We start from the raw sequence: 23,201 nt of genomic DNA on the forward strand, positions 1-23,201 counted from the left end.
GAGCCTGGATCGGCGCATGATGAGGGGCATGGCAACGACGCACACCACCACCGCTCCCTCTTACACCGCGAAGCTCGTCGACGGCCCGCTGGAGGGCAAGACCGTCCGGCGCCCCTACGACGGCGAGTCGGCACCTGCCGCCCGCCTCGAGATCCCGGGCAGCCGGGCCGGGTCGCACTACATCTACCTGCTCGCCGGCTCGCTCGAACACGATGAGGGGGCGGGTGCGCGTCCGACGGCCGCCGCCTACCGCTATCAGCGTCTCAGCTCCGACTGACACGGATCGAGGCGACTCGGGCACGCCGAGAGCCGTCTGCCGTCGGGACCCGTCATCTGCGGGTCCCGACGACCCGCTCCTCCTTCTGGAGGCCCGACCATGCCCACCGCAGAAGCGACGTGCGCTCCGGGCCGCCCGACCTCGTGGCAGCGGCGTGCGCTCACGGAGGAGGGCCCGCCCGCGATCGCGCCGCAAGCACGAGCGGGCCCACGCCGACCTCCACCGAGACGGTGACCTCCCTCTCTTCGATCACGCACGAAGAGACGTCGGCGTCGTCGGCCCGCGCGACCTTCGCCGCTGCGGAGCAGGGCTCGCCGGGGACGAGCCCGGAGGCGACATCTGCCGCCGCGAGTGCCGCCGCGTCAGCCGCTGCCACCGCACGCTGGTGGCCCACGACACCTGCGCAGCCTCCGAGGACCGCGGTGGTGACGAGGATCGTCCCCACGACCACCCCGATGGCGACGACGGCGGCCGACCCCTCTTCGCCGTCGGTCGGAGGCGCGCACGCGCCCCAGGCGGTCGCGCGCCTCATCCGCCTCCTCCTAACGCGCACGACCGCACGGCGACCGGTAGGCCCAGGGTCGGGACCGGCCGGAGCTCTGCCGTCACCCGGACGCAGACGAGTCCGTCCTCTTCGGTGGTCGCGACCGTCGCTCCGAGCTGCGCCCGCTCGACGGGGAGCGCCGGATCGTCCCCGCGTGCCGCCGACCGTGCCGCGTCGGCAGCCGCATCGACCAGTCGCACATAGTGTGCGGACGCGGCCACCGACCCGAGGCACAGCGCGAGGACGACCACGACCGCAGGGAGCACTACCGCCATTTCGGCTGTGGCGGAGCCTTGGTCCGCGCTGAGCGCCCTGCGGAGCCGCGCCCTCACCCCGCGGCCGTCAGAGCGCGGGTCACCAACTCGGTCAGGATGCCCCGCACCTCGTCTCCCTTGAGGATGACGACGAGGAGCCCGGCAAAGCCCACCGCGGCCATTGTCGCGATCGCGTACTCAGCGGTCGCCGATCCCTCGTCCTCGCGCAGCCTCCGCAGAACTCGGTCTCCGAGCCGCCCGCTCCGCGCGTCCCCGAGTCGCCGCGCGGCGGCTATCCCCACCCCGAGCCCACTGTCGGTCCTCATTCCGTTCATCGTTCCGCTCCATCCCTGCCCCGCTTCGTCCGCCCCGCAACGAGCATCGTCGACACGCACCTCCCGCACGACAGTCGCAAACGGATCGGTGGACAACATCGGACGTTCCCCACTGTGGAGGGGATCATGCCGCTACCGCGAAGGTCGAGAAGAGGACCGCGATCACCATCGGGGCGACCCCGAGCAACAGGAACGACGGGAGAACGCACACCCCCAACGGGAGCATGAGCGTCACCCCCAGACGAGCGGCCCGCTCCCGGGCGGCGGACGCCGCCCGCACTCGGGTCAGCGCCGCTTCGCTGCGCAGGAGGCGACCGGCGGGTACCCCCGCAGCGCTCGACAGCCCGAGCACCGCTTCAGCCGCGTCGAGGGTTCCTACGCCGGCGGCGAGGCCGCAGTCGTCGAGCGCCGCGAGCACCCGGTCACGTGCGCCGCCGACCGAGGAGCCTCCGGCGAGCGCCACGGCGAGCAGGTCCAACGCAAGGCCCGGCGCAGGGTCCGTGGGCGACGCCCCTCTCACCAGACGACGTGTCCACAGCTGGGCCGTGGCCATCAGCATCAGTCCGCCAGCGAGACAGACGACGCCGGGCAGCGTGCCCGTGAGGACGCCGATGACGTCGAAGCCGAGCAGCCCGCCGAATCCGAGGGCGACGATCGGGAGGGCACCCACCACACGCCCCGTGGCCGCCGGACCGGCCAGGGCCACGTCGATGTCGCGACGGGCTCGTGCCAGTTCTCGCATCGACTCCGCCAACTCGGCGAGCGCGGCGGCGACGGGCGCGCCCGAATCGGACGCGACCCTCCACGCTGCGGCGAGCGCCGCCCACGCGCCCGCCTCTTCGTCGCCTCGACTCGACGCGCCGACGAAGCGTCGGCGCCTCACGGGGATCGTGCGCCAGACTCCGCGGGGCGTGCCCAACCGCGCCGCAGGCGCCCCCCGCAGGATCGCCTCCGTCACGTCTCGGCCGCGCCCCGCCTCGACCGCGACCGCGCGCAGGAGCCGCCGCCTCCGCGCGGCCGCGGCGCCCGGACCGACCACGGCGGCGAGGTGCGCCAGCGCCGACGCAGGGGCGACTCCCGCGGCGAGGAGGACCGACAACCTCTGCACCACGGCCGCGACTTCGTCGAGTCCCTCCGCGCGGCTCATCGGTCCGACCGTGATCGGAGCGGCAGCCCGCCTTCCTCGACCCGCAGCCGGCCTGCGGCATCGAGCGCGAAGCGGCCGTGGGCGGCAAGTCGTCGCCGCCCGCGCGCGCGTTCGAGATGCAGCACCAGATCGATGGCGCTGACCGTCTGCCTCGCGATCGCCTCCGGCCCCATGCCCGCCAAGGCGCCGAGCGCCTCGAGCCGCGCGGGCACGTCGGCGAGCGAATTGGCGTGCAGAGTGCCGGCGCCTCCGTCGTGCCCCGTGTTGAGGGCCGAGAGCAACTCGCGCAGCTCGACACCACGGCATTCTCCGAGCACGAGGCGGTCCGGACGCATGCGTAACGCCTCCCGGACGAGCCGGTCGAGGCCGATGCCGCCGGCTCCCTCGAGATTCGCTTGGCGCGACTCCAGCGAGACCACGTGGGGATGGGCCGGGCGCAGCTCCCCCACGTCTTCGATCGCGACGATCCTCTCGTGGGCGGGCGCACGGCCGAGCAGGGCGCCGAGGAGGGTGGTCTTGCCCGAGCCTCCCGCGCCGGTGACCAACAGATTCCACCGCGCGTCGACGGCTCGATGCAGGAGGTGCAGCCCCGCCTGGTCGATCATCTCGGCCTCGCGCAGATCGTCGAGGCTCCACGTCTCCGCTCGGGGGAGCCGCACCGAGATCTGCGTCCCGCCCGTCGCCACAGGCGGCAACACCACATGAACGCGGACGCCGTGGCGCAGGCGTACGTCGACGCACGGGCTCGCCTCGTCGACATGACGTCCTCCCGCGGCGACCAATGCCACCGCGAGGCGTCGAACGCCGGCGTCGTCGACACTCCAGCGCCGATCGCGCTCGGCCCCGCCGCCTCGGTCGATCCAGAGGCCTGAGCCGCCGTTGACGAAGAGGTCGGTGACCGCCGGGTCGGCGGCGTAGGGCGCCAGCGGGCCCAGGGCTTCGGCCGACGCTCGCGCCGCCGGCTCGTTCGCGGCCGTCCGGCGGTACTCCTCGGGGACCAGGGGGACGAAGTCTGCACTCATTCCGGCACGGTAGGTCGGACTCAGGCCTCGGCGAGGGCGTCCCCTCCGATCGGTGGACAGAACGCCGAATCGGTCTCTGTGGAGAAGCCACGATGCGCACCAGGCGCACACCACGATGCGCTTCCGCGAGCAGCGCTCGAGCGGTGGCGACCAGCAGTCTCAGCTACCGCCTGAGCGGTCCGAGGAAAAAGAAGGGGGCGGCACCCATTGGGGGGAACGGGTGCCGCCTCGGCGGCGCTGGATTGGGGGGAATCACTTGCGCCGCTGAGACCGAAGTTCATTCGGCCGTGTGTAAGAGTACGCCACACTCCAGATTTCGCCAAGTCCGGAAGAGCCTCTCAGCCGACTTTTCTCCGAACCTCTCCCAACTCTCAGGGTTGGAAGCCGGACGGCCGCTGTCGGACCCTGGCGCTACGGTGGTCGAGACCGACCGCGCCGGCCGGTGACAGGTCGACCTCGCGAAGGAGCGAATCGCAGATGTCCTCCCCCCTCGACGACGCCGAAGCCGGTGTTCCGGCGACTATCGATCACCTTTTGAACGAGTCGCGCCGGTTCCCGCCTCCCCCTGCCTTCGCCGCAGACGCCGTCGCGGATGCCGGGCTCTACGAGGAGGCGGCCCGCGACCGACTCGCCTTTTGGGCCGCCCGTGCCCGAGAGCTGGTGCACTGGCACCGTCCCTTCACTCGCATCCTCGACTGGAGCGAGCCTCCTTTCGCGACGTGGTTCGACGATGGCGAGCTGAACGTCGCTTACAACTGCCTCGACCGCCATGTGATCGCAGGGCACGGTGATCGCGTCGCGATCCATTGGGAGGGCGAGCCAGGCGACTCCCGCTCGATCACCTATGCCGAGCTCACGGCCGAGGTGAAACGCGCCGCCAACCTGCTCACGAGCCTCGGCATCCGCGCGGGCGATCGCGTGGCGATCTATCTCCCGATGGTCCCGGAGGCAGTGATCGCCATGCTCGCCGTCGCGCGCCTGGGCGCCGTCCACTCGGTCGTCTTCGGAGGCTTCAGCGCCGAGAGTCTGCGTGCGCGCATCGACGATGCGGAGGCGAAGCTCGTCATCACCGCCGACGGCGGGTGGCGCAAGGGCGCAGTCTCGCCCCTCAAACCGGCCGTCGACGCCGCCCTCGCACTCAGGGGGGAGTCGACCGTCGAGCACGTGCTCGTGGTGCGGCGCGGCGGAAACGATGTGCACTGGCACGAGGGCCGTGACCTCTGGTGGCATGAAGAGATCGTGGCGGTCGACGCCGACCATGTCGCGCGGGCGTTCCCCGCCGAGCAGCCGCTCTTCATCCTCTACACGAGTGGAACGACCGGTAAGCCCAAGGGCATCCTGCACACCAGCGGGGGCTACCTCACTCAGGTCGCGTATACGCATCGCGCCGTCTTCGACCTGCATCCCGAGTCCGATGTCTATTGGTCCACGGCCGACGTCGGCTGGATCACCGGGCACAGCTACGTCGTCTACGGCCCGCTGGCCAACGGCGCCACGCAGGTGATGTACGAGGGCACGCCCGACAGCCCCCACCCTGGCCGCTGGTGGGAGATCGTCGAGAAGCACGGCGTGACGATCCTCTACGCGGCGCCCACAGCGATCCGCTCGTTCATGAAGCTCGGCCGCCAGATCCCCCAGAGTTTCGACCTCTCGAGCCTGCGACTGCTCGGCTCCGTGGGCGAGCCCATCAACCCGGAGGCGTGGGTCTGGTATCGCGACGTCATCGGAGGCGGGCGGACACCGATCGTGGACACGTGGTGGCAGACCGAGACGGGCGCGATCATGGTCTCCCCACTGCCGGGCGTCACCACACTCAAGCCCGGTTCGGCACAGGTGGCGGTCCCCGGAGTCTCGATCGCCGTGGTCGACGACGAAGGCCGGCCCGTCGGCGCAGACGCGGGCGGGCTGCTCGTCATCACCGAGCCGTGGCCGTCGATGCTCCGCGGCATCTGGGGCGACCCGGAGCGCTACGTCGAGACCTATTGGTCGAAGTTCGGCGATCGCTACTTCGCGGGCGACGGAGCCCGGATCGATCGCGACGGCGACCTCTGGCTGCTCGGCAGGGTGGATGACGTGATGAACGTCTCGGGGCACCGTCTCTCGACCGCCGAGATCGAGTCGGCTCTCGTCTCGCACTCGGCCGTCGCCGAAGCGGCGGTCGTCGGTGCCGCCGACGAGACCACCGGCCAGGCGGTCGTCGCTTTTGTCTGCATCAAGGATGCCCACAAGGACGCGCTGACCGACCACGACACGCTCGTGAGCGGGCTCCGTGCGTGGGTTGGTGACCAGATCGGCCCGATCGCGCGCCCCCGCGACATCTACCTCGTGTCGGAGCTCCCGAAGACGCGAAGCGGCAAGATCATGAGGCGACTCCTCCGCGACGTGGCCGAAGGCCGCGAGGTCGGTGACACGACAACGCTGGCAGACACGATGGTCATGAGCACGATCAAGGGTCAGGTCACCGGCAAGTAGTTCCTTTTCACGACGGGTGCCGGACCGCAATCGATGCGCCGCTGGCGTCCGTCGTCGTGTCGGAGGCAGTCGATACGCTCTGATCGACTCACAACGGGTCCCCGGCCGCTGCGATTCGTGAAACCCTAGGGTCATGGACGCGATCACACAGCTCGTGCTGCTTATCACGCTCGCCGCGATTGTCCTGTACGCGCTGTACGGGGTGGTTCGGAAGGCGATCCGAGATGAGCTAAGCTCCCCTCGTTCAGATCAGGCCGACCCGAAGGCTACTCCGGGTCGTCGCGGTTCGACCTCCGAAGAGCCTGGCAACTAGTTCGCAGTTCCCGGCTCATGCAACCGAGCTGGTTGATACCTGTCCCTCGTTGAACAAGCGTGTCTGGTGACCGACCAACAACGAGGAGATAATTATGTCGATTCGCAAGATGTCCTGCGCCATTCTCAATGGAGGCGCTTTGGTGCTCGGAATGCTCGGCATTGCACCAGGCGGCGAATCCCGGCGACTACGTCGGCCTTGAACAGTTTGTCGAGAGCATCGGCGGAGAGTTCGCAATCAGTACGAACGCGACGGGACCGACCACCGCGGAAGGCGCCGAGCAGGCCCTTGCTGAGAACGCGACGGTCCCCGAAGGTGACTTGCTTGCAGCCGCTGGGACTCTCCCCAGGATTCTTTCACGGCGGCTGTGACCTCCTTTCGCCAGGGAACCAGCCCTCTTGTCGATGTGACGGGTAGCTGGGATTGGCGCGATGACTTTGCGGGCCAGACTGATCCGCGGGCTGTCGCCTCTCTTGGCTTCTCCTCATCGTGCGGTACGAGGTCGAACTTCCGCGCTTATACAGAAGACCTCAATGGCAGCTCCACCAGTACAACCTCGCTCTACGACAGCGGAGTGACAAGCAATGCTGCGGTATGGGAGGTGAACGCCGCCGTGAGCGGCTTCGTCAACAGTGCCGACACCGGACGTGTGTCAGTTACCTGGGACACGTCGGGCTGCACCGACGCCCTTCAGGCGGCATTCATTTACGAGGGGAACCAAGGCGGAGCTCTCGACTCCATCTCCGCACGCTTCGGAGCGCTGAGTCTCGGCGTCGTCCACGAGCTGCCCAAGACCCGCTCGGGAACGATCATGCGACGCCTCCTGCGTGACGTCGCCGAGGGCCGGGCGGTGGGCGGTGGGCGGTGGGCGACACGATGACGCTCGCCGACGCCCAGGTGATGTCGGCGATCACCTCCGCGATCGCCGCCGACTGACGCACCCGCTCGTCCCTCGCGAGATCAGGCGAAGGCGACGATCAGCTCGACCTCCACCGGAGCCCCGAGCGGCAGCTCGGCGACGCCGACGGCCGAGCGCGCGTGGCGCCCGGCCTCGCCGAACACCTCCCCCAGCAGCTCGGAGGCTCCGTTGATCACTCCCGGCTGCCCCGTGAACCCCGGCCCCGAGGCGACGAAGCCGGTCAGTTTGACGATCTGCGTCACCCGGTCCAACGACCCGATCGCGTCGGCGACGGCGGCGAGCGCGTTCAGGACGCAGACCCGCGCGAGGTCCTTCGCGACCTCGGGGCTCACCTCCGCGCCGACCTTGCCCACCGTTGCCAGGGTCCCGTTGACAAAGGGGATCTGCCCGGCCGTGTACACGAGCGATCCCTGGACGACCGCCGGCACGTAGGCACCGGCTGGAGCGGCCACGGCGGGCAGCTCGATGCCCAGCTCGGCCAGGCGCTCGGCGATCACGCGCCGGCCTCGACGACGGGGCGCTTGAGGTACGCGACGAGCCCGCCCTCGGGCCCGGTGACGATCTGCACGAGCTCCCACCCCTCTGAGCCCCAGGTGTTGAGGATCGCCGTGGTGTTGTGGATCATCAGCGGGGTGGTGACGTACTCCCAGCGGGGGACGGACATGGCTCTCCTCGAGTGCGGCCGGTGCGGGACGACGACTGAGTGCGCATCGGCGGGATGGGTGCCGACGGCTCGTCCGAGCCCGGCGACTACGCTGATTCTATGTCGGGGGCAGCGGGAGCCAGGGTCGTCAGATCGATCGGAGGCGCGATCGGAGGCTTCCTCGGGATCGTCGCGATGAGCGTCGTCGCGGGGGTCCTCGTGGCCGCCTCCATCACTCCGGCGATCGCTCTCGGCGGCATGGCTACGAGCAACACCGTCACGCTCTTCGACAATCTGCCCGAGTACCTCGAGATCGGCACTCTGGCTCAGAAGAGCGACGTCTACGCGAAGGACGCGTCCGGGGGTGACGTGCTGCTCGCCTCCTTCTACGCGCAGAACCGCGTGGAGGTCGGCTGGGACGCGATCTCGCCGTTCGTCAAGGACGCGGTCGTCGCCTCCGAGGACCCGCGATTCTACGAACACGGAGGCGTCGACCTGCTGGGCACCGTGCGCGCGGCGACCGCGACCGCGGCAGGCGGCCCCGTGCAGGGCGGGTCCTCGATCACCCAGCAGTACGTGAAGAACGTGCTCGTGCAGAAGGCCGAGGCTCTCACCGACCCGATCGCTCGTGACGCCGCGTACCGCGACGCGACCGAGACCACGGTCGAGCGCAAGGTGGCCGAGATGCGGCTCGCGATCGGGATGGAGAAGCGCTACCCCAAGGACGACATCCTGCTCGGCTACCTCACTATCGCGCTGTTCGGAGGCACGGTCTACGGGATCGAGGCCGCCGCGCGCTACTACTTCGGCATCGGCGCGAGCGAGCTGAGCCTCCCCCAGGCGGCCGCTCTCGTCGCCATCGTCAACAATCCGGAGAAGTTTCGCTTCGATCGCCCCGACAACCCCGAGAATCCCGCCTCTGCGGGCTACCCCCGCACGCTCGAGCGCCGCAACTACGTCATCGAGCAGATGGCGCGCGCATCGACGATCACTCCCGAGCAAGCGCAGGATGCGATGGCGGCTCCCCTCTCGCCGACCATCACCGAGCCGAGCACGGGGTGCCAGACCGCGGGAGTCGCGGCCTTCTTCTGCGACTACGTCACCTGGGTCGTCAAGAACGACGACGCGTTCGGCGCGAACCAGGAGGAACGGGACGCGACCTTCAAACGCGGCGGCTATCGCCTCTACACGACCCTCGACGCGCGGCTCCAGGAGGCTGCCGTCTCGGCGACGAGAGACTGGATCCCCACGTCGATGGCGAGCGTCGACATCGGCAGCGCGAGCGTCTCGGTCGAGGTGGGCACCGGCCGCATCCTCGCGATGACCCAGAACAAGGAGTACTCGAACGATCCGGACGTGACGGGACCGGGATACACGAGCGTCAACTACACCACCGACTTCGCCTACGGAGGCTCCTCCGGGTTCCAGGTCGGCTCGACCTACAAGGTGTTCACCCTCGCCGAGTGGCTGCAGGAGGGGCACTCTCTCGGCGAGAGCGTCGACGGCACGCGGCGTGAGTACCGCACGTTCCGAGACAGCTGCGAGCCCGACGGCACCTACTACGGCGAGCCCTGGAACCCGCGCAACGACGAGGGTGGCAACGGAGGCGTCACCACGGCCTTACAGGCCACGACCGGCTCGATCAACACCTCCTTCGCGGCGATGGCGCAGCAGCTCGACCTGTGCGGGATCCGCAACACGGCTCAGGCGATGGGCGTGCACCGCGCCGATGGACGAGAGCTGCAGAAGCTCGCGCCGACCATCCTGGGCACCAATGAGATCGCTCCGCTGACGATGGCCACCGCCTTCGCCGGCTTCGCGAACAAGGGCACGGTGTGCACACCCATTGCCATCGACCGGATCGTGGACCGCACGGGAGCCGACATCCCGCCACCCGTCTCGACGTGCACCCAGGGCATGTCCGAGAAGGTCGCAGCGACTGCGGGCTTCGCCCTGCAGCAAGTGATGGCGCGCGGAGGGACCGGGGCGCCGTCGGATCCCGGCACCGGGATCCCGCACATCGGCAAGACCGGCACGACCGACGACGCCCTGCACACCTGGATGGTCGGGTCGAGCACGAAGGTCGCCACCGCGACGTGGGTCGGCAACGTCTCGGGCCTCACCTCGATGCGTAGCTTCAGCCTCAATCGCGTCAACGCCGGTCAGGTGCGGCATCAGATCTGGCCGCGCATCATGCGCGTCGCCGACGCGACGTACGGAGGCGGCGCCTTCCCCGCCCCCGAGCGTTCGCTCGTCGACGCCCCGCTCGCCGCCGTGCCGCAGCTCGCCGGGCAGAGTCCCGCAGTCGCCACCGCGCGCCTGCGCGAGCTCGGCTTCACGGTGACCGTGTCGCCGGACCGGGTCCCGTCGGACCGCCCCGCGGGCACGGTCGCGCAGACGAACCCTCCCGCCGGCTCGCGGATCGCCCGAGGTGCGGCGATCACCCTCCAGCTCAGTGCCGGCTCGACCGCCCCACCGGGTGGCTGAGCACGCTGCCTCCGGCTCGAACGATGCCTGCCACCCAGGCCCGCCCGGCAGAATGGACTTCGGTCGCGCTCGCGGCCACCCCCGAGAGAAGGATCCATGACCGGACGCAGCCGCCGCCCCCTCACTACAGTCCTCGCGACGCTCGCCACGGCGGGAAGCGCCGCGGCCGTGTGGGGCATTGCGGTCGAGCGCACCCTCTTCACCGTGCGCCACGTGTCCTTCCCCGTCCTCCCCGCCGATGCCGCGCCCATCCGCATCCTGCACCTCTCCGACCTGCACATGGCCCCGTGGCAGTCGAAGAAGCAGGAATGGATCCGTTCGCTCTCAGCTCTCGCACCAGACCTCGTGGTCGACACGGGCGACAACCTCGGTCACCGTGATGGCGTCCTCGGCATCCGCAGCGCTCTGGCTCCCTTCGCCGGCGTTCCCGGAGTCTTCGTCAACGGTTCGAACGACTATTTCGGGCCGCGCATCAAGAACCCGTTGCGGTACTTTCGCGGCCCGTCGATCAACCCCTCCGCCGATCAGGTCGACCTCGACACGGAGGCGCTCACCGGTTTCTTCACCGAGGAGCTCGGCTGGATCGACCTCAACAATCGCGCGCAGAGCGTCACCGTCCGAGGCACGCGCGTCGAGTTCTTCGGAGTGGACGATCCGCACATCGAACGGGACCGCATCGATCTCGTGGCCGGCGCGGTCGATGAGCTGCGCGCCTCCGAGGACGAGCCTGCGAGCGTGAGTATCGGCGTCGCCCACGCGCCGTACCAGCGGATTCTCGACGACTTCGTGGTCAGGGGGGCGACTGTGATTCTCGCCGGCCACACGCACGGCGGCCAGGTCTGCGTCCCGGGATTCGGCGCCCTCGTCACCAACTGCGATCTGCCGCGCGACAAGGTGGCGGGAGCGACCAGCTGGGACAACGGCCTCCGCAGCTCCTACCTCAACGTGTCGGCCGGAGTCGGCACGTCGATCTACGCGCCGGTCCGTTTTGCGTGCCGGCCCGAGGTGAGCCTCATCACGCTCGAGCCAGCGAGCTAGCCACAGCGAGGCCGCGTGTCCGCCGCTCCTCCCGAAATCGGCTAGTATTAATGAGGCTCGTGGGCGGTCCTCCGCCTGCAGTCCACCGGGGTGTGGCGCAGCTTGGTAGCGCGCCTCGTTCGGGACGAGGAGGTCGTGGGTTCGAATCCCGCTACCCCGACCGGTGAGAAGCCCGGCCAGGATCGATGATCCGGCCGGGCTTCGTCGTTCCCGGAGCTCTGCCGTCCCCGCACAGCTCCCGTACCCGCGCAACTCCCGTGCGCGCAGCCGTCCCGTCCCGCGCCACGGAAGAGCCGGATCCGCGTCTCCCCGGCCCCTCCCAGAGCAGCCACGGCAGACTGTCCTCTTCAGCCGACAGCGCGGCGCCTGCCGCGACCGCGCCGTCCGCCGAGAGGAGCCCCGTGACCCGGCCGCTCGCCCGCCTGACCCTCGTCGTCGGTGTGCCCTATCTGCTCGCCCTTACCCTCGTCGCCCTCTGGCAGACGCCGATCGACCGCCCTATTGATGGCGCGCTCGAGCGTGGCCTCCGCTGGCTCGCGGAGCACGGCCTCGGTGCCGTCACCTATGACACGGTGGAGGCATGGGCGAACATCGCCCTGTTCGTCCCGTTCGGCGCCCTGGCGGCGCTGAATCTCCGCGCGCGCTGGGCGTGGGTAGCCGTGCTCCTGGGCGCGGCGACGAGCGCCCTGATCGAGACGGCCCAGCTCCTGCTGCTCCCGGCTCGGTTCGCGAGCACACACGATGTCGTGATGAACACCATCGGCGCGGCGATCGGAGCCGGTCTCGGCGCCAGCCTGCGCGCCTGGCTCCTGGGACGCGAACGCCGGAGGGCTCTGGAGGAGGATCTGGCATACGCACACATCCCGCTCCACGGCGCCTCCGGCGTCCCGATCGATCAGCAGCGCGCTGGCGGCTGATCGGAGTACATCAGCGGCCGAGACCGCGGTAGTCCCACCCCGCCTCGCGCCACGCGGCGGGGTCGAGGCAGTTGCGTCCATCCACGATGAAGGCGTTGCCCACCAGCGCGGCCGTCGCGGCGGGGTCGAGGGCGCGGAACTGCTTCCACTCGGTGACGACGACGACCGCGTCGGCACCGCGAAGCGCCTCCTCGACGTCGGCGGTGTACGAGATGTCGGGGTAGCGACGCTGCGCGTTCGCGATCGCCTCCGGGTCGGTGGCACGCACGGTCGCGCCCAGGTCGTGGAAGCGGGCTGCGACGTCGAGCGACGGCGAGTCACGGATGTCGTCCGACTCAGGCTTGAAGGCGAGGCCGAGCACGGCGATGGTCTTGCCGTCGACCGAGCCGCCGAGGCCCTCGGTGACAATGTCGACCACACGCTGACGGCGACGGAGGTTGATCGCGTCGACCTCCTTGAGGAATGCGACCGAGCCGCCCACGCCGAGCTCTTCGGCCCGCGCCGAGAACGCGCGGATGTCCTTGGGGAGGCAACCGCCGCCGAAGCCGATGCCAGCATTCAGGAAGCGGCGACCGATGCGCGCGTCGTATCCGATCGCATCGGCGAGCTGGGTGACGTCGGCTCCCGTGACCTCGGCGATCTCAGCGATCGCGTTGATGAACGAGATCTTGGTGGCGAGGAACGCATTGGCCGACACCTTGACGAGCTCGGCGGTTGCGTAGTCGGTCACGACGAGCGGGGTGTCGGCGGCGAGGGCGGTCGCGTAGACCTCGTCGAGAGCGGCACGCGCCGCCTCGCCTGCAGCACCGGCAGGAACGCCGTAGACGAGGCGGTCGGGGCTGATCGTGTCCTTCACCGCGAAGCCCTCACGGAGGAACTCCGGGTTCCAGGCGAGCGTCGCGCCGGTCGTGGCGACCCGCTCGGCGAGGCGCGCGGCCGTCCCGACCGGCACCGTCGACTTGCCGACGACGAGCGAGCCGGAGTCGAGGTAGGGAAGCAGTCCCTCCACGGCCGCGTCGACGAAACGCATGTCGGCCGCATTCTCACCCTGCTTCTGGGGGGTGCCGACCGCGACGAAGTGCACGGAGGCTCCCGCCGCCTCGGCCATGTCGGTCGAGAACCGCAGGCGGCCCGACGCCACACCGGAGGAGAGCAGCTCGGGCAGACCTGGCTCGAAGAAAGGCGCCGTACCGGCCGACAGAGCGTCGATCTTCGCCTGGTCCACGTCGATGCCGATCACCTCGTGACCGAGTTCGACCATCGCGGCCGCGTGAACGGCTCCGAGGTAACCGCAACCAATAACAGAGAGCTTCACAGGGGTTCTCCTAGCTTCACAGGGATTCTCCAGACTTCACAGCGGTTTTCCGAATCAAGGGCGTCGTTGAGTCGCGTCAGGAAGGGAGGGAGAGGACGGGCGGAGGCGGCGGAGTCGTCGCGAGCACCGCTCGCGCCTATCGCCGCGCCAATGCTCTCAGATCTCGCGCCACGTTGCCGACAGCGGTCGCTATCTGCTCGGCGACGCGGGCGTGCGTGACCTCGCTCCGGCCGATCGGATCGTCGATGTCGTCGCCGGCGGCCTCGACAGGGGCACGGCCACGGTGCGTCGCGGCAAGGCGGACGACGGCGCGGAGGCGAGCCGCCGGATCCTCGATGACAGGCAAAGGGACGTCAGCCACCACGAAGGGCAGCACGCGGGCGAACTCGAGGAGGGTGAAGCCCCGCAGCAGGACCGCAGGGAAGCGGCGGGCCGCGTCGACCAGATGATCGCGCGTCATCGTCAGCATGAGGTCGGCGCTCGACGCCACGGACTCCGTGAGCCGGGCGCTCGTGTGGTCCACCACCGCGTCGCCTCCGTGCTGCAGCGAGAGACGCGCCGAGATGGGGTCCATCGGATAGCCGTCGCGAGTCTCCACCCCCGCGCTGTGGAAGGCGAACAGCGGGCCGCCTTGCGGCGACGTCGCATCGTGCAGTGCTGCCCGAAAGAGCTGTTCGGCCATCGGAGAACGGCAGACGTTGCCTGTGCACACGGACAGGACCGTGAAGACCGGCGACCCTGAAGAAGTGGGAGGCGCGGCGGGGTTCCATCCCCGACGCGAGCGGCGCGAGCCATCGTCACCCGGAAAGGTCATCGGGACCCGTTCACGCCGTGGTGGACGCAGGCGCGGCCGCGGCCTCCGGGCGGGCTCCGGACCGCTCGGACCCGTAGTAGCTCGTGTAGTAGTAGCCGTATCCTCGGCCGACCTGACCACGCGGAGGCACGCGGTTGAGGATCACGCCCAAGGTGTGCCCGCTGACACGCTCGAGGTTCTGGATCGCCTTGCCGAGCTCGTCCGTGGTCGTCTTTCCGGCTGAGATCACTACGAGCGCCCCGTCGGTACGAGCGGTGAGGATCGCACCGTCGGTGACAGGCAGGAGCGGAGGTGCATCCACGATCACGATGGCCTCGCGGGCGATCTCGTGCAGCAGGATGTCCATTCCGTTGGACCCCAGGAGCTCGCTCGGGTTCGGTGGGATGGAGCCAGCACCGAGGATCCACAGGTTGCCCGACGGGCCCCAGGGCTGGAGGACGTCTTGCAGCTCGGCCTTGCCAATCAGGAGGTCGGTGAGGCCGACTCCGGGAACGAGGCCGAACGACTTCGCAACGGTGGGCTTGCGGAGGTCGCCATCGACGACGACGGTGCGCTGTCCGGAGGCGGCGAGCGTGACGGCGAGGTTGGCGGTCACGGTCGACTTGCCATCGGACGGGAGCGGGCTCGTCACGACGATGATGCGCGGCGGGCTGTCGACGTTCATGAACTGCAGATTGGTGCGCAGCTCGCGCAACGACTCCGCGAGGGCGTGCTTGCCGTCGGACTTGACGTAGTCGGTCGTGTCGGCCTCGGGGACAATGCGGTTGGTGTCACTCAGGCGCTTGTCGATGGGCAGGGTTCCCACCACGGGGAGGTCGAAGAGCCGCTCCACCATCTCGGCGGTGCGGATACGACGGTCGAGGGTATTGCGCACGAACGCGTAAATCAGGCCCAGCACGAGGCCCATGAGGGCACCGACCGCGAGCACGAGGCGGAGATTGGGGAAAGCGGGAGCGCTCGGCAGTGCTGCCGCCTGCACGACGGCGAGCTTGATGGAGTCGCCGACTCCCGTGTCCTGGTTGACCTGCTGGACGCGCGTGGCGATGGCCGACACCCAGGCATCGGCGAGTTTCTTGGCGCCGTCCGGAGTCGACGCGCTCGCCGTCACCTTGAGGACCGGGGCCGCCGTGTCCGGCGTCACCGTGATTGCCGCGATGAGCGACTCGGGGCTCACATCGAGTCCGAGGTTTTGGATCGCGATCTCGGCCACGGCGCGGGAACTGGCGATCGGCACGTAAGTCGCGAGGCTCGATTTGGCGACCGAATCGGCGATTTGCCGCGTGTAGATCGCCTGGTCGTCGTTGCTGTTCCCGGCTGTCGAGACCGAGACGATCCCCTGCGAGTCGGCGACATAGCGCGGCTTCTGGGTCAGCGACCAGCCGAAGGCGAGAATCGTGCCCAGGAGGATAGTCGCGACGATCGCGAGCCAGTGATCGCGGAGAAGCCGGAGGACGTCTCGAAGTTCCACAGTGTCAAGTTCCTTCACTGGTTCGGATCGTACGGCGGGCGCCGGAGACGACAAGCTCTGGCATTGTTGCACAGGCATGTTCCCGCGTTGTTTCGCGGCGCATCATGCGTGCCACCCCTTCGGGGCAGGTGTGGTCGACGTGATTCTCGAGAGGACTCCGAGCTCGTCGAGCTCGTCGAGCGCGTCCCCGACGACCGCGTCGGCATCCACACCCGCAGGAGGCGCACCGACCTCGGCGAGGAGCGCCTGCGTGAGCTCTGCGCGCGCGATTCCCTCACCCGAGAGCCGCCAGATCGAGGGACCGATCCCTGAGAGGCGGACGAGCCGATTCTCGAGGAACAGGAGGATTTCGCCCCCCGGCATGAGCAGGGCGTCGTCAGTCGGAGAGCGGACGATCAGGCCGTCGGGCACGTCGGCCCGGGCCCCGGTCGGCAGCGGCTCGACCGCCTCCCACAGGGCGGGAGCAGCCTCTTGTGGGGCGGCGAACGCCTTCTCGACCAGATCGAGGACCGCCTTCGCCTCGGAGTAGACCAGGCGCCGCACGCCGCCGAGCGCGATCAGACGTTCCACCAGATCGGTGATGGGTCGTGGTCGCGCCGAGAGGTAGGAGGTCTGTGGCACGAGGTCCTCGACGGCGGCGATGGGGTCGACCGGCTCGAAGCGCGGCGTCTCCACTCCTTCACGGCGCTCGAGGAGGATCACCCCCGCGAGGACGAGGGGCGCCTCCGGAAGCGGTCTCAACGAGAGCGACGCCGGGGCGAGTTGCGCCTTGGGTGCCGTTCCGGTGAGCGGCTTCACCGAGAGGGGCTTGGGGTAGGGCAGCACGCGGCCGTCGGGCAGCACGGCCACCGTCTCGTCGGTGACGTAGCCGAAGCGGGTACCGAGGGCCCGCGAGATGGTGGTCTTGCCGGTGCCGGAGGCGGCGACGAAGGCCAGAACGCGGCCATCGTCGTCGGCGATCCCGCACGCGTGCAGCATCAGGAGTTCGCTGCGCCGCACTCCGATCGCCTCGACCGTGAGGGTCGAGGTGAGGGTCTCCTCGAGCTGCTGGACCGAGGAGCTGGTGATGCGTGTCCCCTGCGAGACCGGGGTGGGCTGGCGCTCCCCCACCTCCACGACCACCTCCCGCGAGCCCTCGGTCGGCTCGATGCGACACGACTCCCAGCTGGTCATGATCCGCGCCGCGTCATCCTCGGTGACGCCGCTACCGAACACCACACGGAACGGCACCTCGAGCACGGCGACGGACATCGCGAGCAGGGCGACGGGAGCCCCGCTGCCGGTCAATAGGCCCCCTCGCGCGCGAGGACGGCGCGCGCGGTCTTGAAGAGGATGACGATGTCTCCCGTCATCGACCAGTTCTCGACGTAGTAGAGGTCGAGTCGGACGGTGTCCTCCCACGAGAGGTTGGAGCGCCCGCTGACCTGCCACAGACCGGTGATCCCCGGCTTCATGAGGAAGCGGCGGTGCACGTGCTCCTCGTACTGCTCGACCTCGCGCGCGAGGGGCGGCCTCGGTCCGATCAGCGACATGTCGCCCCGGAAGACGTTGAGGAACTGGGGCAGCTCGTCCAGGCTGAAGCGGCGCAGCACGGCACCGACCCGAGTGACGCGCGGGTCCTTCGCCATCTTGAAGAGGATCGAGTTGCCCTCGGCCCGCTGCTGCGTCGCGAGAGCCTCGAGTCGTGCCTCCGCGTCGACCACCATCGAGCGGAACTTGAGCATCTCGAAGGTCGCTCCGTTGAGGCCGATGCGCTCCTGCCGGAACAGGACGGGCCCCGGGCTCGTCGTCTTGACCAGGACGGCGACCACGATGAGGACGGGGGCGCTGAGGATGATGAGCATCGTCGAGGCGGCGATGTCGAACAGGCGCTTCGCGAAGCGCTGCCGTCCGTCGAAACGCGGCGTCTCGACATGGATGAGCGGAAGACCCGCGACCGGACGCGTGTGAATGCGCGGCCCGCCGATGTCGGTGAGGCTCGGCGCCACGACGAGATGCTCCCGGCCGGGCTCGAGGGTCCAGCTCAGCTCTCGGATGCGCTGCGGAGCGAGCTCGTCGGAGCTGGTGACGACGACCGTGTCGGCATCGGTGGCGTCCATGATGGCGCGCACACCGTCGATGCCGGAGAAGCCGTGGACGGCGAGGCCCACGAGCTCCGGCTCGCCGCGCAACGCCTCCGCACCGCCGACCGAGGTCGAGACGGCGCCGACGAGCTTGTAGCCGGCCTCGGAGCCGCGACGCAGCTCTCGCGCCGTGTGCAGCACGCTCGCCTGCGAGCCCAGGAGGACGACGTGGCTCGAGAAGCGACCCGCGCGACGCTCGCGCGTCAGCCAGGAGCGCCAGAGCAGCCTCCCGGCGCAGATGAGCACGATGCCGGCCGGGAACGCGGTGATGATGTAGCCGCGTGCGAGGAGGATCTGCAACAGATACGCGATGATCGCGACGATGCCGAAGAGCCAGATGGAGGCGTCGACGATGCGGCGGTACTCGACGTACCCCGTGCCGACGATGCGGCGGTCACGGGTGTCGAAGACCTGGAGCGCGAGCATCCACGCGATCGACAGCACGACGGACACCCACGTGTAGTTGACCGCGATGTCGACGGGGTTGTTGAAGCCCACGTCGGAGTTGAGGTCCAGGTCGAACCAGAACAATTGGGTCCCGAAGACGGACACGAGGATCGCGACGACGTCGGTCGCCAGGAGACGGCGACGGTAGTCCTGCTCCCACGAAGGCCGACGCTTGGGAGCGGATGCCTGCGTGGCCATGGATCCCCCCGACCTTTCCTGCTGTTCTGAAAGGCGTAGTTCCGTTTCCGGTGATGTCACGCCGCAAGGCTACCCACATCCGCGTTTCGCGGGAGTGTCGAAGAGGCGAGGCCTTCTCATGCGACTACCCGCGGAGGCGTCCGCGGCTCTCCTGGAGGTAGCAGGCACCGCAGAGCGACTCGTACGTGACCGCCGCTCCGTCTATGGCGACCTGGTCGCCGTCGAACACGAAACGGCCGTCGACGACGCGACCGTTGAAGATCGCTTTGCGCCCGCACCGGCAGATCGTCTTGAGCTCCTCGAGGCTGTGCGAGATCTCGAGCAGGCGCCTGCTGCCGGGAAAGGCCTCCGTGCGGAAGTCGGTACGGATGCCGTAGGCGAGCACGGGGACGTTCTCGAGGATCGCGATGCGCAGCAGGTCGTCGACGTGCGACTCCGGCAGGAACTGTGCTTCGTCGACGAGCAGAGCACTGACGTCGCGCGCCGACTCGGCGAGGATCCGCGCCCGCGCCGCCGTGAAGACCGCGATCGGATCGCCGTCCGGTTCGAACAGGATGTCGACGGGACGTGCCACACCCAGTCGCGAGACGATGAGGTCGTCTCCCTTGGTGTCGACGGCCGGCTTGGCCAAGAGCACACGGTGCCCGCGCTCCTCGTAGTTGTGCGCAGCCTGGAGCAGCGACGTGCTCTTGCCGCTGTTCATCGCTCCGTAGCGGAAGTACAGCTTGGCCATCAGGTCTCCTCCGGAGTCGGCAGGCGGGGGCCGGAGCGGCTCACTCGAGGAATCCGTCCTCTTCGGCGCGCCGGATCAACTCGCCCCGCCGACCCGCTGGTCGGCCGAGGGCGAGGTACTTGCGTCGGATGCGACGCAGATAGGTCTTGGCCGTCTCGAACTGCACGCTCATTCGCTCGGCGACCTCGGGAGTGGAGGCTCCTGCGGCGTAGAGTCGCAACGCCTCGCGCTCGGAGGGGCTCAGCTTGGGCCGCGGGGGCGGGACGACGGCGAGAGGCGGAGGGCGCCACCCGCCCGGGTCGACGGGTCGCCCGGGAAGGATGCCGAGCACGGCCTCCGCCACGTCACGCGCGGTGGCGTCGCCGCCGAGGTGCGCTGCCGCCCCTGCCCGCAGCGAACGCGCCCGGACCGCATCGTCGTCCGAGGAGAGCACGAGCACCCGCGCACCGGCGGCGCGACATGTGCGGAGTCTCCCCTCGATCGAGAGTGGCTCGTTCAGTTCGAAGTCCATCACCACGACCTGGGTGGGGAAGGACGGGCTCGTGACGAGCTCGAGCCACGATCCCGCGCTGACGACGACGTCGAGAGCGGGCGCATTGCGCGAGATCCATTCGACCGTGCGCGTGCGCACGCCCGCGTCGATGCGGAGCATTCCGAGGCGCACGGGACGCGGTGCATCGTCGGGGGCGACCCGGTGGGAGGAGCCGGGGGAAGGCTCACCGGGGCGGGTGACCATGTCGACGATCCTACGCGGGCGCACGGCCGCCTCGAACCGGAGGCGCTCGCGGCCCGGACGGAACGAGCCCAGTCTCGACCGGTCGGCGACGCGTCGGAGCGAGGCGTGTCGGACCATGATTCTCGGGCGGAGTCATCTCAGAACAGGGTCGGCTGGCCGACACCGGGCAGGGCCGCCGCACGCTCCGGGCCGAGCTCCTCGACGAGGAGACCGTCGCGCTGAAGACCACGGCGCTCGCCTCCGAGGACGCGCAACGTGCCGAGCGGCTGGTGCGAACCCGCGCCGCCGAGCGCTGACGAGCGCACCGAGCCGGTCGCCGGATCCTCCTCGCCGCGCCGGAGCCGGTGACGACGCATCAGCGGACGAATGCGCTCGGACAGCCAGCGACGGTACTCGATCGGCGCGGAGGCGGAACGTCCCGAATACAGGGCGCGATAGCGGTCGACGAGCTCGGGATGCTCGGCGGCGAGCCATCCGAAGAACCAGTCTTTGACGCCGGGCTTGAGATGTAACGCGGAATACATCACGGTGCTCGCTCCCGCCTCACGGCAGGCGCTCAACGCCGCGTCGAGGTGGGCCCGGGTGTCGGTGAGGAACGGAAGGATCGGCATGAGGAACACCGAGCACTCGAACCCGGCCTCACGCGCCGCGGTGACCGTCGCGAGCCGCGCCGCGGCACTCGGCGCCCCCGGCTCGAGGGACCGCTGCAACTCGTCGTCGTAGACGGCGATCGACACTCCGAGGTCGACGGGCACGTGCTCGGCGGCCTCGGCGAGGAGCGGAAGGTCGCGCCGCAGCAGCGACCCCTTGGTGAGGATCGAAAGCGGGGTGCCCGACGCCGCAAGCGCGGCGATGATGCCCGGCATGAGCTGGTAGCGCCCCTCGGCACGCTGGTAGGGGTCGGTGTTGGTGCCGAGGGCGACGGGGTGCCGCCCCCAACTGGGGCGGCCCAGCTCTTTTGCCAGCACGTCGGCCACGTTCACCTTGACCACGATCTGGGAGTCGAAGTCGCGGCCGCCGTCGAACTCGAGGTACTCATGGGTCGGCCGGGCGAAGCAGTAGGTGCACGCGTGGGTGCATCCGCGCATCGGATTGATGGTCCAGCCGAACGGCATGGACGACGACGAGTGCACCTTGTTCAGTGCGGACTTCGCGAGGATCTCGTAGAAGGTGATGCCCTCGAACTCGGGGGTGCGCACCGTGCGGACGAGTTCGCTGAGCCGCACGAGCCCGGGCAGCGCCTCCTCGCCCGCTGTGATCGCTTGACTGCTCCATCTCATGAAGAAATGAGAACATACTTTCGATTCCCGGTCAGCCCCCCGGCGCGAGATCTCGAAGATCGCCGGCGTGTCGTCGACGCGCCCCAGCCGACGGACCTGAGGCGCGAGGCGTCACGCGAGCCTCGCTCCCACGCGCGACCCGGCTCAGACGGAAGCGGACAGCGAGAGCGCCTCGGACGTCTCGTGCACGACACGCTCGGCTATCTCGGGCGAATCGTTGAGCGTCGAGCCGTAGCTCGGCACGAGCGAGCGGATGCGCGGCTCCCACGTCGCCATGCGGTCGGGGAAGCACTTCCGCACGATGTCGAGCATGATCGGCACCGCCGTGGAGGCACCGGGCGACGCTCCGAGGAGACCCGCGATGCTTCCCTCCGCACCGGTGATGACCTCGGTGCCGAACTGCAGCACGCCGCCCTTCTTCTCGTCCTTCTTCATCACCTGCACGCGTTGGCCCGCGGTGATGAGATACCAGTCCTCGGAGCGAGCGCTGGGGAGGAACTCGCGCAGGGCCTTGAGCTTCTTGGAGCGGCCAGCGAGGACCTCGCCGATCAGGTACTTCATCAGATCGAGGTTGTCGCGCGCCACGGCCAGCATCGGGCCGATGTTGTGCGGGCGGATCGACCGCGGCAGGTCGAGCCAGGAGCCGCGCTTGAGGAACTTGGGCGTGAATCCCGCGTACGGCCCGAAGAGGAGGGACGACTGGCCGTCGACGACGCGGGTGTCGAGGTGCGGCACCGACATCGGAGGCGCACCGACCGCGGCCTTCCCATAGACCTTCGCGTGGTGCTGCGCCACGACCTCGGGGTTGTCCGTGCGCAGGAACTGGCCAGAGATCGGGAAGCCGCCGAAGCCCTTGATCTCGGGGATGCCCGACTTCTGCAGGAGGTGCAGCGCTCCGCCGCCGGCCCCGACGAAGACGAAACGGGCCGTGACGCGCTTGGGGGTGCCTCCGACGAGCTGCTTGAGGTCGAGACGCCAGGTGCCGTCCTTCTGCCGGGTGATGTCGGTCACCTCGTGGCCTGTGTCGAGAGTCCCGCCGTGCGCGACGACGTGGTCGAACAGCTGCCGGGTGAGCGAACCGAAGTCGACGTCCGTGCCCGCTGGCACCCGCGTCGCCGCGTAGGGCCCGCCGCCAGCAGGGCGTCGCTCCATGAGCAATGGCGCCCACTCGTGGATCATCTTGACGCTGTCGGTGAATTCGATGCCGGCGAAGAGCGGCTGGTCTTTCAGCGCCTCGTAGCGCTTGCGCAGGTACTCGACGTTGGCCTCTCCGTGCACGAACGTCATGTGCGGAGCCGGGTTGATGAAGCTCGACGGCTCTCGGATGTCGCCGGACTCGACGAGGCTCGACCAGAACTGGCGCGAGATCTGGAACTGCTCGTTGATCTGGATCGCCTTCGCGGGATCGACCGAGCCGTCGGCCGCCTCCGGCATGTAGTTGAGCTCGCAGAGGGCTGAGTGACCGGTGCCGGCATTGTTCCAGGGATTCGACGATTCCTGCGCGACATCGCCGAGGCGCTCGTAGGCGGCGATCGTCCAATCGGGCTGCAGCTGGGTGAGCAGTGCGCCAAGAGTGGCGCTCATGATGCCCCCACCGATGAGGGCGACGTCGACCGGTTCCGAGGAGTTCACGAGAGACGAGTTTACCGTCGCCGTGTGCCGTGCACGCGGGCCAAAGGCCCGCTCGCCCATCAAATTCGCGGATTTTCCCGCGCGAGC

At 69.2% G+C, this 23,201-nt stretch carries 22 protein-coding genes and 1 tRNA gene; 7 read left to right on the forward strand and 16 right to left on the reverse strand.

Annotated elements, in window-relative coordinates; genetic code table 11:
- The first annotated feature begins 28 nt into the window (after positions 1–28).
- Positions 29–277, forward strand: a complete 249-nt coding sequence (locus ITJ45_RS10025; protein WP_194609494.1) for a hypothetical protein — start codon at positions 29–31, stop codon at positions 275–277.
- A 160-nt stretch (positions 278–437) separates the two neighbouring features.
- Here the strand turns inward: ITJ45_RS10025 and ITJ45_RS10030 are convergent, their stop codons facing one another.
- The 5 genes from ITJ45_RS10030 to ITJ45_RS10050 form a co-directional block, all read right to left on the reverse strand.
- Entirely contained in the window at positions 438–809 is a 372-nt protein-coding gene (locus ITJ45_RS10030) for an Rv3654c family TadE-like protein (RefSeq protein ID WP_194609496.1), read from the reverse strand.
- Positions 806–1,096: a TadE family type IV pilus minor pilin gene (locus tag ITJ45_RS10035; protein ID WP_194609498.1), complete on the reverse strand. Its 291-nt coding sequence runs from the start codon at positions 1,094–1,096 to the stop codon at positions 806–808. The genes ITJ45_RS10030 and ITJ45_RS10035 overlap by 4 nt, the downstream gene beginning before the upstream one ends.
- Before the next feature lie 53 nt (positions 1,097–1,149).
- The gene (locus ITJ45_RS10040) at positions 1,150–1,401 is read right to left on the reverse strand and encodes a DUF4244 domain-containing protein (protein WP_194609500.1); all 252 of its coding nucleotides are present in this window, start codon (positions 1,399–1,401) and stop codon (positions 1,150–1,152) included.
- A 133-nt stretch (positions 1,402–1,534) separates the two neighbouring features.
- Complete coding sequence (locus ITJ45_RS10045) at positions 1,535–2,557, reverse strand: type II secretion system F family protein (RefSeq protein WP_194609509.1); 1,023 nt, start codon at positions 2,555–2,557, stop codon at positions 1,535–1,537.
- Positions 2,554–3,579, reverse strand: a complete 1,026-nt coding sequence (locus ITJ45_RS10050) for a TadA family conjugal transfer-associated ATPase (RefSeq protein WP_194609511.1) — start codon at positions 3,577–3,579, stop codon at positions 2,554–2,556. Before ITJ45_RS10050 ends, ITJ45_RS10045 begins: the two co-directional genes overlap by 4 nt.
- A gap of 477 nt (positions 3,580–4,056) precedes the next feature.
- Between ITJ45_RS10050 and acs the strand changes: the two genes are divergently transcribed.
- Both acs and ITJ45_RS10060 read left to right on the forward strand, forming a co-directional pair.
- Positions 4,057–6,051, forward strand: a complete 1,995-nt coding sequence (gene acs / locus ITJ45_RS10055) for an acetate--CoA ligase (RefSeq protein ID WP_194609513.1) — start codon at positions 4,057–4,059, stop codon at positions 6,049–6,051.
- Between the two features lie 887 nt (positions 6,052–6,938).
- Positions 6,939–7,244, forward strand: coding sequence for a hypothetical protein (locus tag ITJ45_RS10060; protein ID WP_194609515.1), 306 nt, complete (start codon positions 6,939–6,941; stop codon positions 7,242–7,244).
- Positions 7,245–7,324: 80 nt separating this feature from the next.
- Here the strand turns inward: ITJ45_RS10060 and ITJ45_RS10065 are convergent, their stop codons facing one another.
- Both ITJ45_RS10065 and ITJ45_RS10070 read right to left on the reverse strand, forming a co-directional pair.
- On the reverse strand, positions 7,325–7,780 hold the full coding sequence (locus ITJ45_RS10065; RefSeq protein ID WP_323742979.1) for a RidA family protein: 456 nt from the start codon (positions 7,778–7,780) through the stop codon (positions 7,325–7,327).
- Positions 7,777–7,947, reverse strand: a complete 171-nt coding sequence (locus ITJ45_RS10070; RefSeq protein ID WP_194609517.1) for a hypothetical protein — start codon at positions 7,945–7,947, stop codon at positions 7,777–7,779. Before ITJ45_RS10070 ends, ITJ45_RS10065 begins: the two co-directional genes overlap by 4 nt.
- 99 nt (positions 7,948–8,046) lie before the next feature.
- Between ITJ45_RS10070 and ITJ45_RS10075 the strand changes: the two genes are divergently transcribed.
- The 4 genes from ITJ45_RS10075 (at position 8,047) to ITJ45_RS10090 (ending at position 12,368) form a co-directional block, all read left to right on the forward strand.
- Positions 8,047–10,413 (forward strand): penicillin-binding protein, encoded by a 2,367-nt coding sequence (locus ITJ45_RS10075; RefSeq protein WP_194609519.1) that lies wholly within the window; start codon positions 8,047–8,049, stop codon positions 10,411–10,413.
- A gap of 96 nt (positions 10,414–10,509) precedes the next feature.
- Positions 10,510–11,451 (forward strand): metallophosphoesterase, encoded by a 942-nt coding sequence (locus ITJ45_RS10080; protein ID WP_194609521.1) that lies wholly within the window; start codon positions 10,510–10,512, stop codon positions 11,449–11,451.
- Positions 11,452–11,537: 86 nt separating this feature from the next.
- Positions 11,538–11,611 (forward strand) — tRNA-Pro (locus ITJ45_RS10085).
- A 241-nt stretch (positions 11,612–11,852) separates the two neighbouring features.
- A complete protein-coding gene (locus ITJ45_RS10090; RefSeq protein WP_194609523.1) occupies positions 11,853–12,368 on the forward strand; it encodes a VanZ family protein in 516 nt (171 codons plus the stop codon).
- Between the two features lie 10 nt (positions 12,369–12,378).
- Here ITJ45_RS10090 and ITJ45_RS10095 read toward each other — a convergent pair whose 3' ends face one another.
- From ITJ45_RS10095 to ITJ45_RS10135, 9 genes are all read right to left on the reverse strand, one after another.
- Complete coding sequence (locus tag ITJ45_RS10095; RefSeq protein WP_194609525.1) at positions 12,379–13,683, reverse strand: UDP-glucose dehydrogenase family protein; 1,305 nt, start codon at positions 13,681–13,683, stop codon at positions 12,379–12,381.
- A 136-nt stretch (positions 13,684–13,819) separates the two neighbouring features.
- Positions 13,820–14,497, reverse strand: a complete 678-nt coding sequence (locus ITJ45_RS10100) for a low molecular weight phosphatase family protein (protein WP_228493805.1) — start codon at positions 14,495–14,497, stop codon at positions 13,820–13,822.
- A 10-nt stretch (positions 14,498–14,507) separates the two neighbouring features.
- On the reverse strand, positions 14,508–15,965 hold the full coding sequence (locus ITJ45_RS10105) for a polysaccharide biosynthesis tyrosine autokinase (RefSeq protein ID WP_194609529.1): 1,458 nt from the start codon (positions 15,963–15,965) through the stop codon (positions 14,508–14,510).
- 102 nt (positions 15,966–16,067) lie between these two features.
- A complete protein-coding gene (locus ITJ45_RS10110) occupies positions 16,068–17,252 on the reverse strand; it encodes a hypothetical protein (protein WP_194609531.1) in 1,185 nt (394 codons plus the stop codon).
- A complete protein-coding gene (locus ITJ45_RS10115; protein WP_194609533.1) occupies positions 17,249–18,733 on the reverse strand; it encodes a sugar transferase in 1,485 nt (494 codons plus the stop codon). The genes ITJ45_RS10110 and ITJ45_RS10115 overlap by 4 nt, the downstream gene beginning before the upstream one ends.
- Before the next feature lie 124 nt (positions 18,734–18,857).
- A complete protein-coding gene (locus ITJ45_RS10120; protein WP_194609535.1) occupies positions 18,858–19,466 on the reverse strand; it encodes a thymidine kinase in 609 nt (202 codons plus the stop codon).
- Positions 19,467–19,506: 40 nt separating this feature from the next.
- Positions 19,507–20,202, reverse strand: a complete 696-nt coding sequence (locus ITJ45_RS10125; protein ID WP_228493807.1) for a DNA-binding response regulator — start codon at positions 20,200–20,202, stop codon at positions 19,507–19,509.
- A 137-nt stretch (positions 20,203–20,339) separates the two neighbouring features.
- Entirely contained in the window at positions 20,340–21,482 is a 1,143-nt protein-coding gene (locus tag ITJ45_RS10130; RefSeq protein WP_194609538.1) for an Rv2578c family radical SAM protein, read from the reverse strand.
- A 144-nt stretch (positions 21,483–21,626) separates the two neighbouring features.
- Complete coding sequence (locus ITJ45_RS10135) at positions 21,627–23,174, reverse strand: malate:quinone oxidoreductase (RefSeq protein WP_194609540.1); 1,548 nt, start codon at positions 23,172–23,174, stop codon at positions 21,627–21,629.
- Positions 23,175–23,201 lie beyond the last annotated feature (27 nt).

Origin of the sequence: Rathayibacter sp. VKM Ac-2879, from assembly GCF_015351245.1 — a bacterium.
Lineage (GTDB): Bacteria > Actinomycetota > Actinomycetes > Actinomycetales > Microbacteriaceae > Rathayibacter.

Bases quoted from the DNA above. Each gene is read 5' to 3' on its own strand.
- ITJ45_RS10040 (WP_194609500.1), bottom strand. From the start codon at position 1,401: ATGAGGACCGACAGTGGGCTCGGGGTGGGGATAGCCGCCGCGCGGCGA.
- ITJ45_RS10135 (WP_194609540.1), bottom strand. From the start codon at position 23,174: ATGGGCGAGCGGGCCTTTGGCCCGCGTGCACGGCACACGGCGACGGTA.
- ITJ45_RS10130 (WP_194609538.1), bottom strand. From the start codon at position 21,482: ATGAGATGGAGCAGTCAAGCGATCACAGCGGGCGAGGAGGCGCTGCCC.
- ITJ45_RS10050 (WP_194609511.1), bottom strand. From the start codon at position 3,579: ATGAGTGCAGACTTCGTCCCCCTGGTCCCCGAGGAGTACCGCCGGACG.
- ITJ45_RS10120 (WP_194609535.1), bottom strand. From the start codon at position 19,466: ATGGCCAAGCTGTACTTCCGCTACGGAGCGATGAACAGCGGCAAGAGC.
- ITJ45_RS10035 (WP_194609498.1), bottom strand. From the start codon at position 1,096: ATGGCGGTAGTGCTCCCTGCGGTCGTGGTCGTCCTCGCGCTGTGCCTC.
- ITJ45_RS10125 (WP_228493807.1), bottom strand. From the start codon at position 20,202: ATGGTCACCCGCCCCGGTGAGCCTTCCCCCGGCTCCTCCCACCGGGTC.
- ITJ45_RS10100 (WP_228493805.1), bottom strand. From the start codon at position 14,497: ATGACCTTTCCGGGTGACGATGGCTCGCGCCGCTCGCGTCGGGGATGG.
- ITJ45_RS10115 (WP_194609533.1), bottom strand. From the start codon at position 18,733: ATGGCCACGCAGGCATCCGCTCCCAAGCGTCGGCCTTCGTGGGAGCAG.
- ITJ45_RS10030 (WP_194609496.1), bottom strand. From the start codon at position 809: ATGAGGCGCGCGACCGCCTGGGGCGCGTGCGCGCCTCCGACCGACGGC.
- ITJ45_RS10045 (WP_194609509.1), bottom strand. From the start codon at position 2,557: ATGAGCCGCGCGGAGGGACTCGACGAAGTCGCGGCCGTGGTGCAGAGG.
- ITJ45_RS10080 (WP_194609521.1), top strand. From the start codon at position 10,510: ATGACCGGACGCAGCCGCCGCCCCCTCACTACAGTCCTCGCGACGCTC.
- ITJ45_RS10075 (WP_194609519.1), top strand. From the start codon at position 8,047: ATGTCGGGGGCAGCGGGAGCCAGGGTCGTCAGATCGATCGGAGGCGCG.
- acs (WP_194609513.1), top strand. From the start codon at position 4,057: ATGTCCTCCCCCCTCGACGACGCCGAAGCCGGTGTTCCGGCGACTATC.
- ITJ45_RS10070 (WP_194609517.1), bottom strand. From the start codon at position 7,947: ATGTCCGTCCCCCGCTGGGAGTACGTCACCACCCCGCTGATGATCCAC.
- ITJ45_RS10025 (WP_194609494.1), top strand. From the start codon at position 29: ATGGCAACGACGCACACCACCACCGCTCCCTCTTACACCGCGAAGCTC.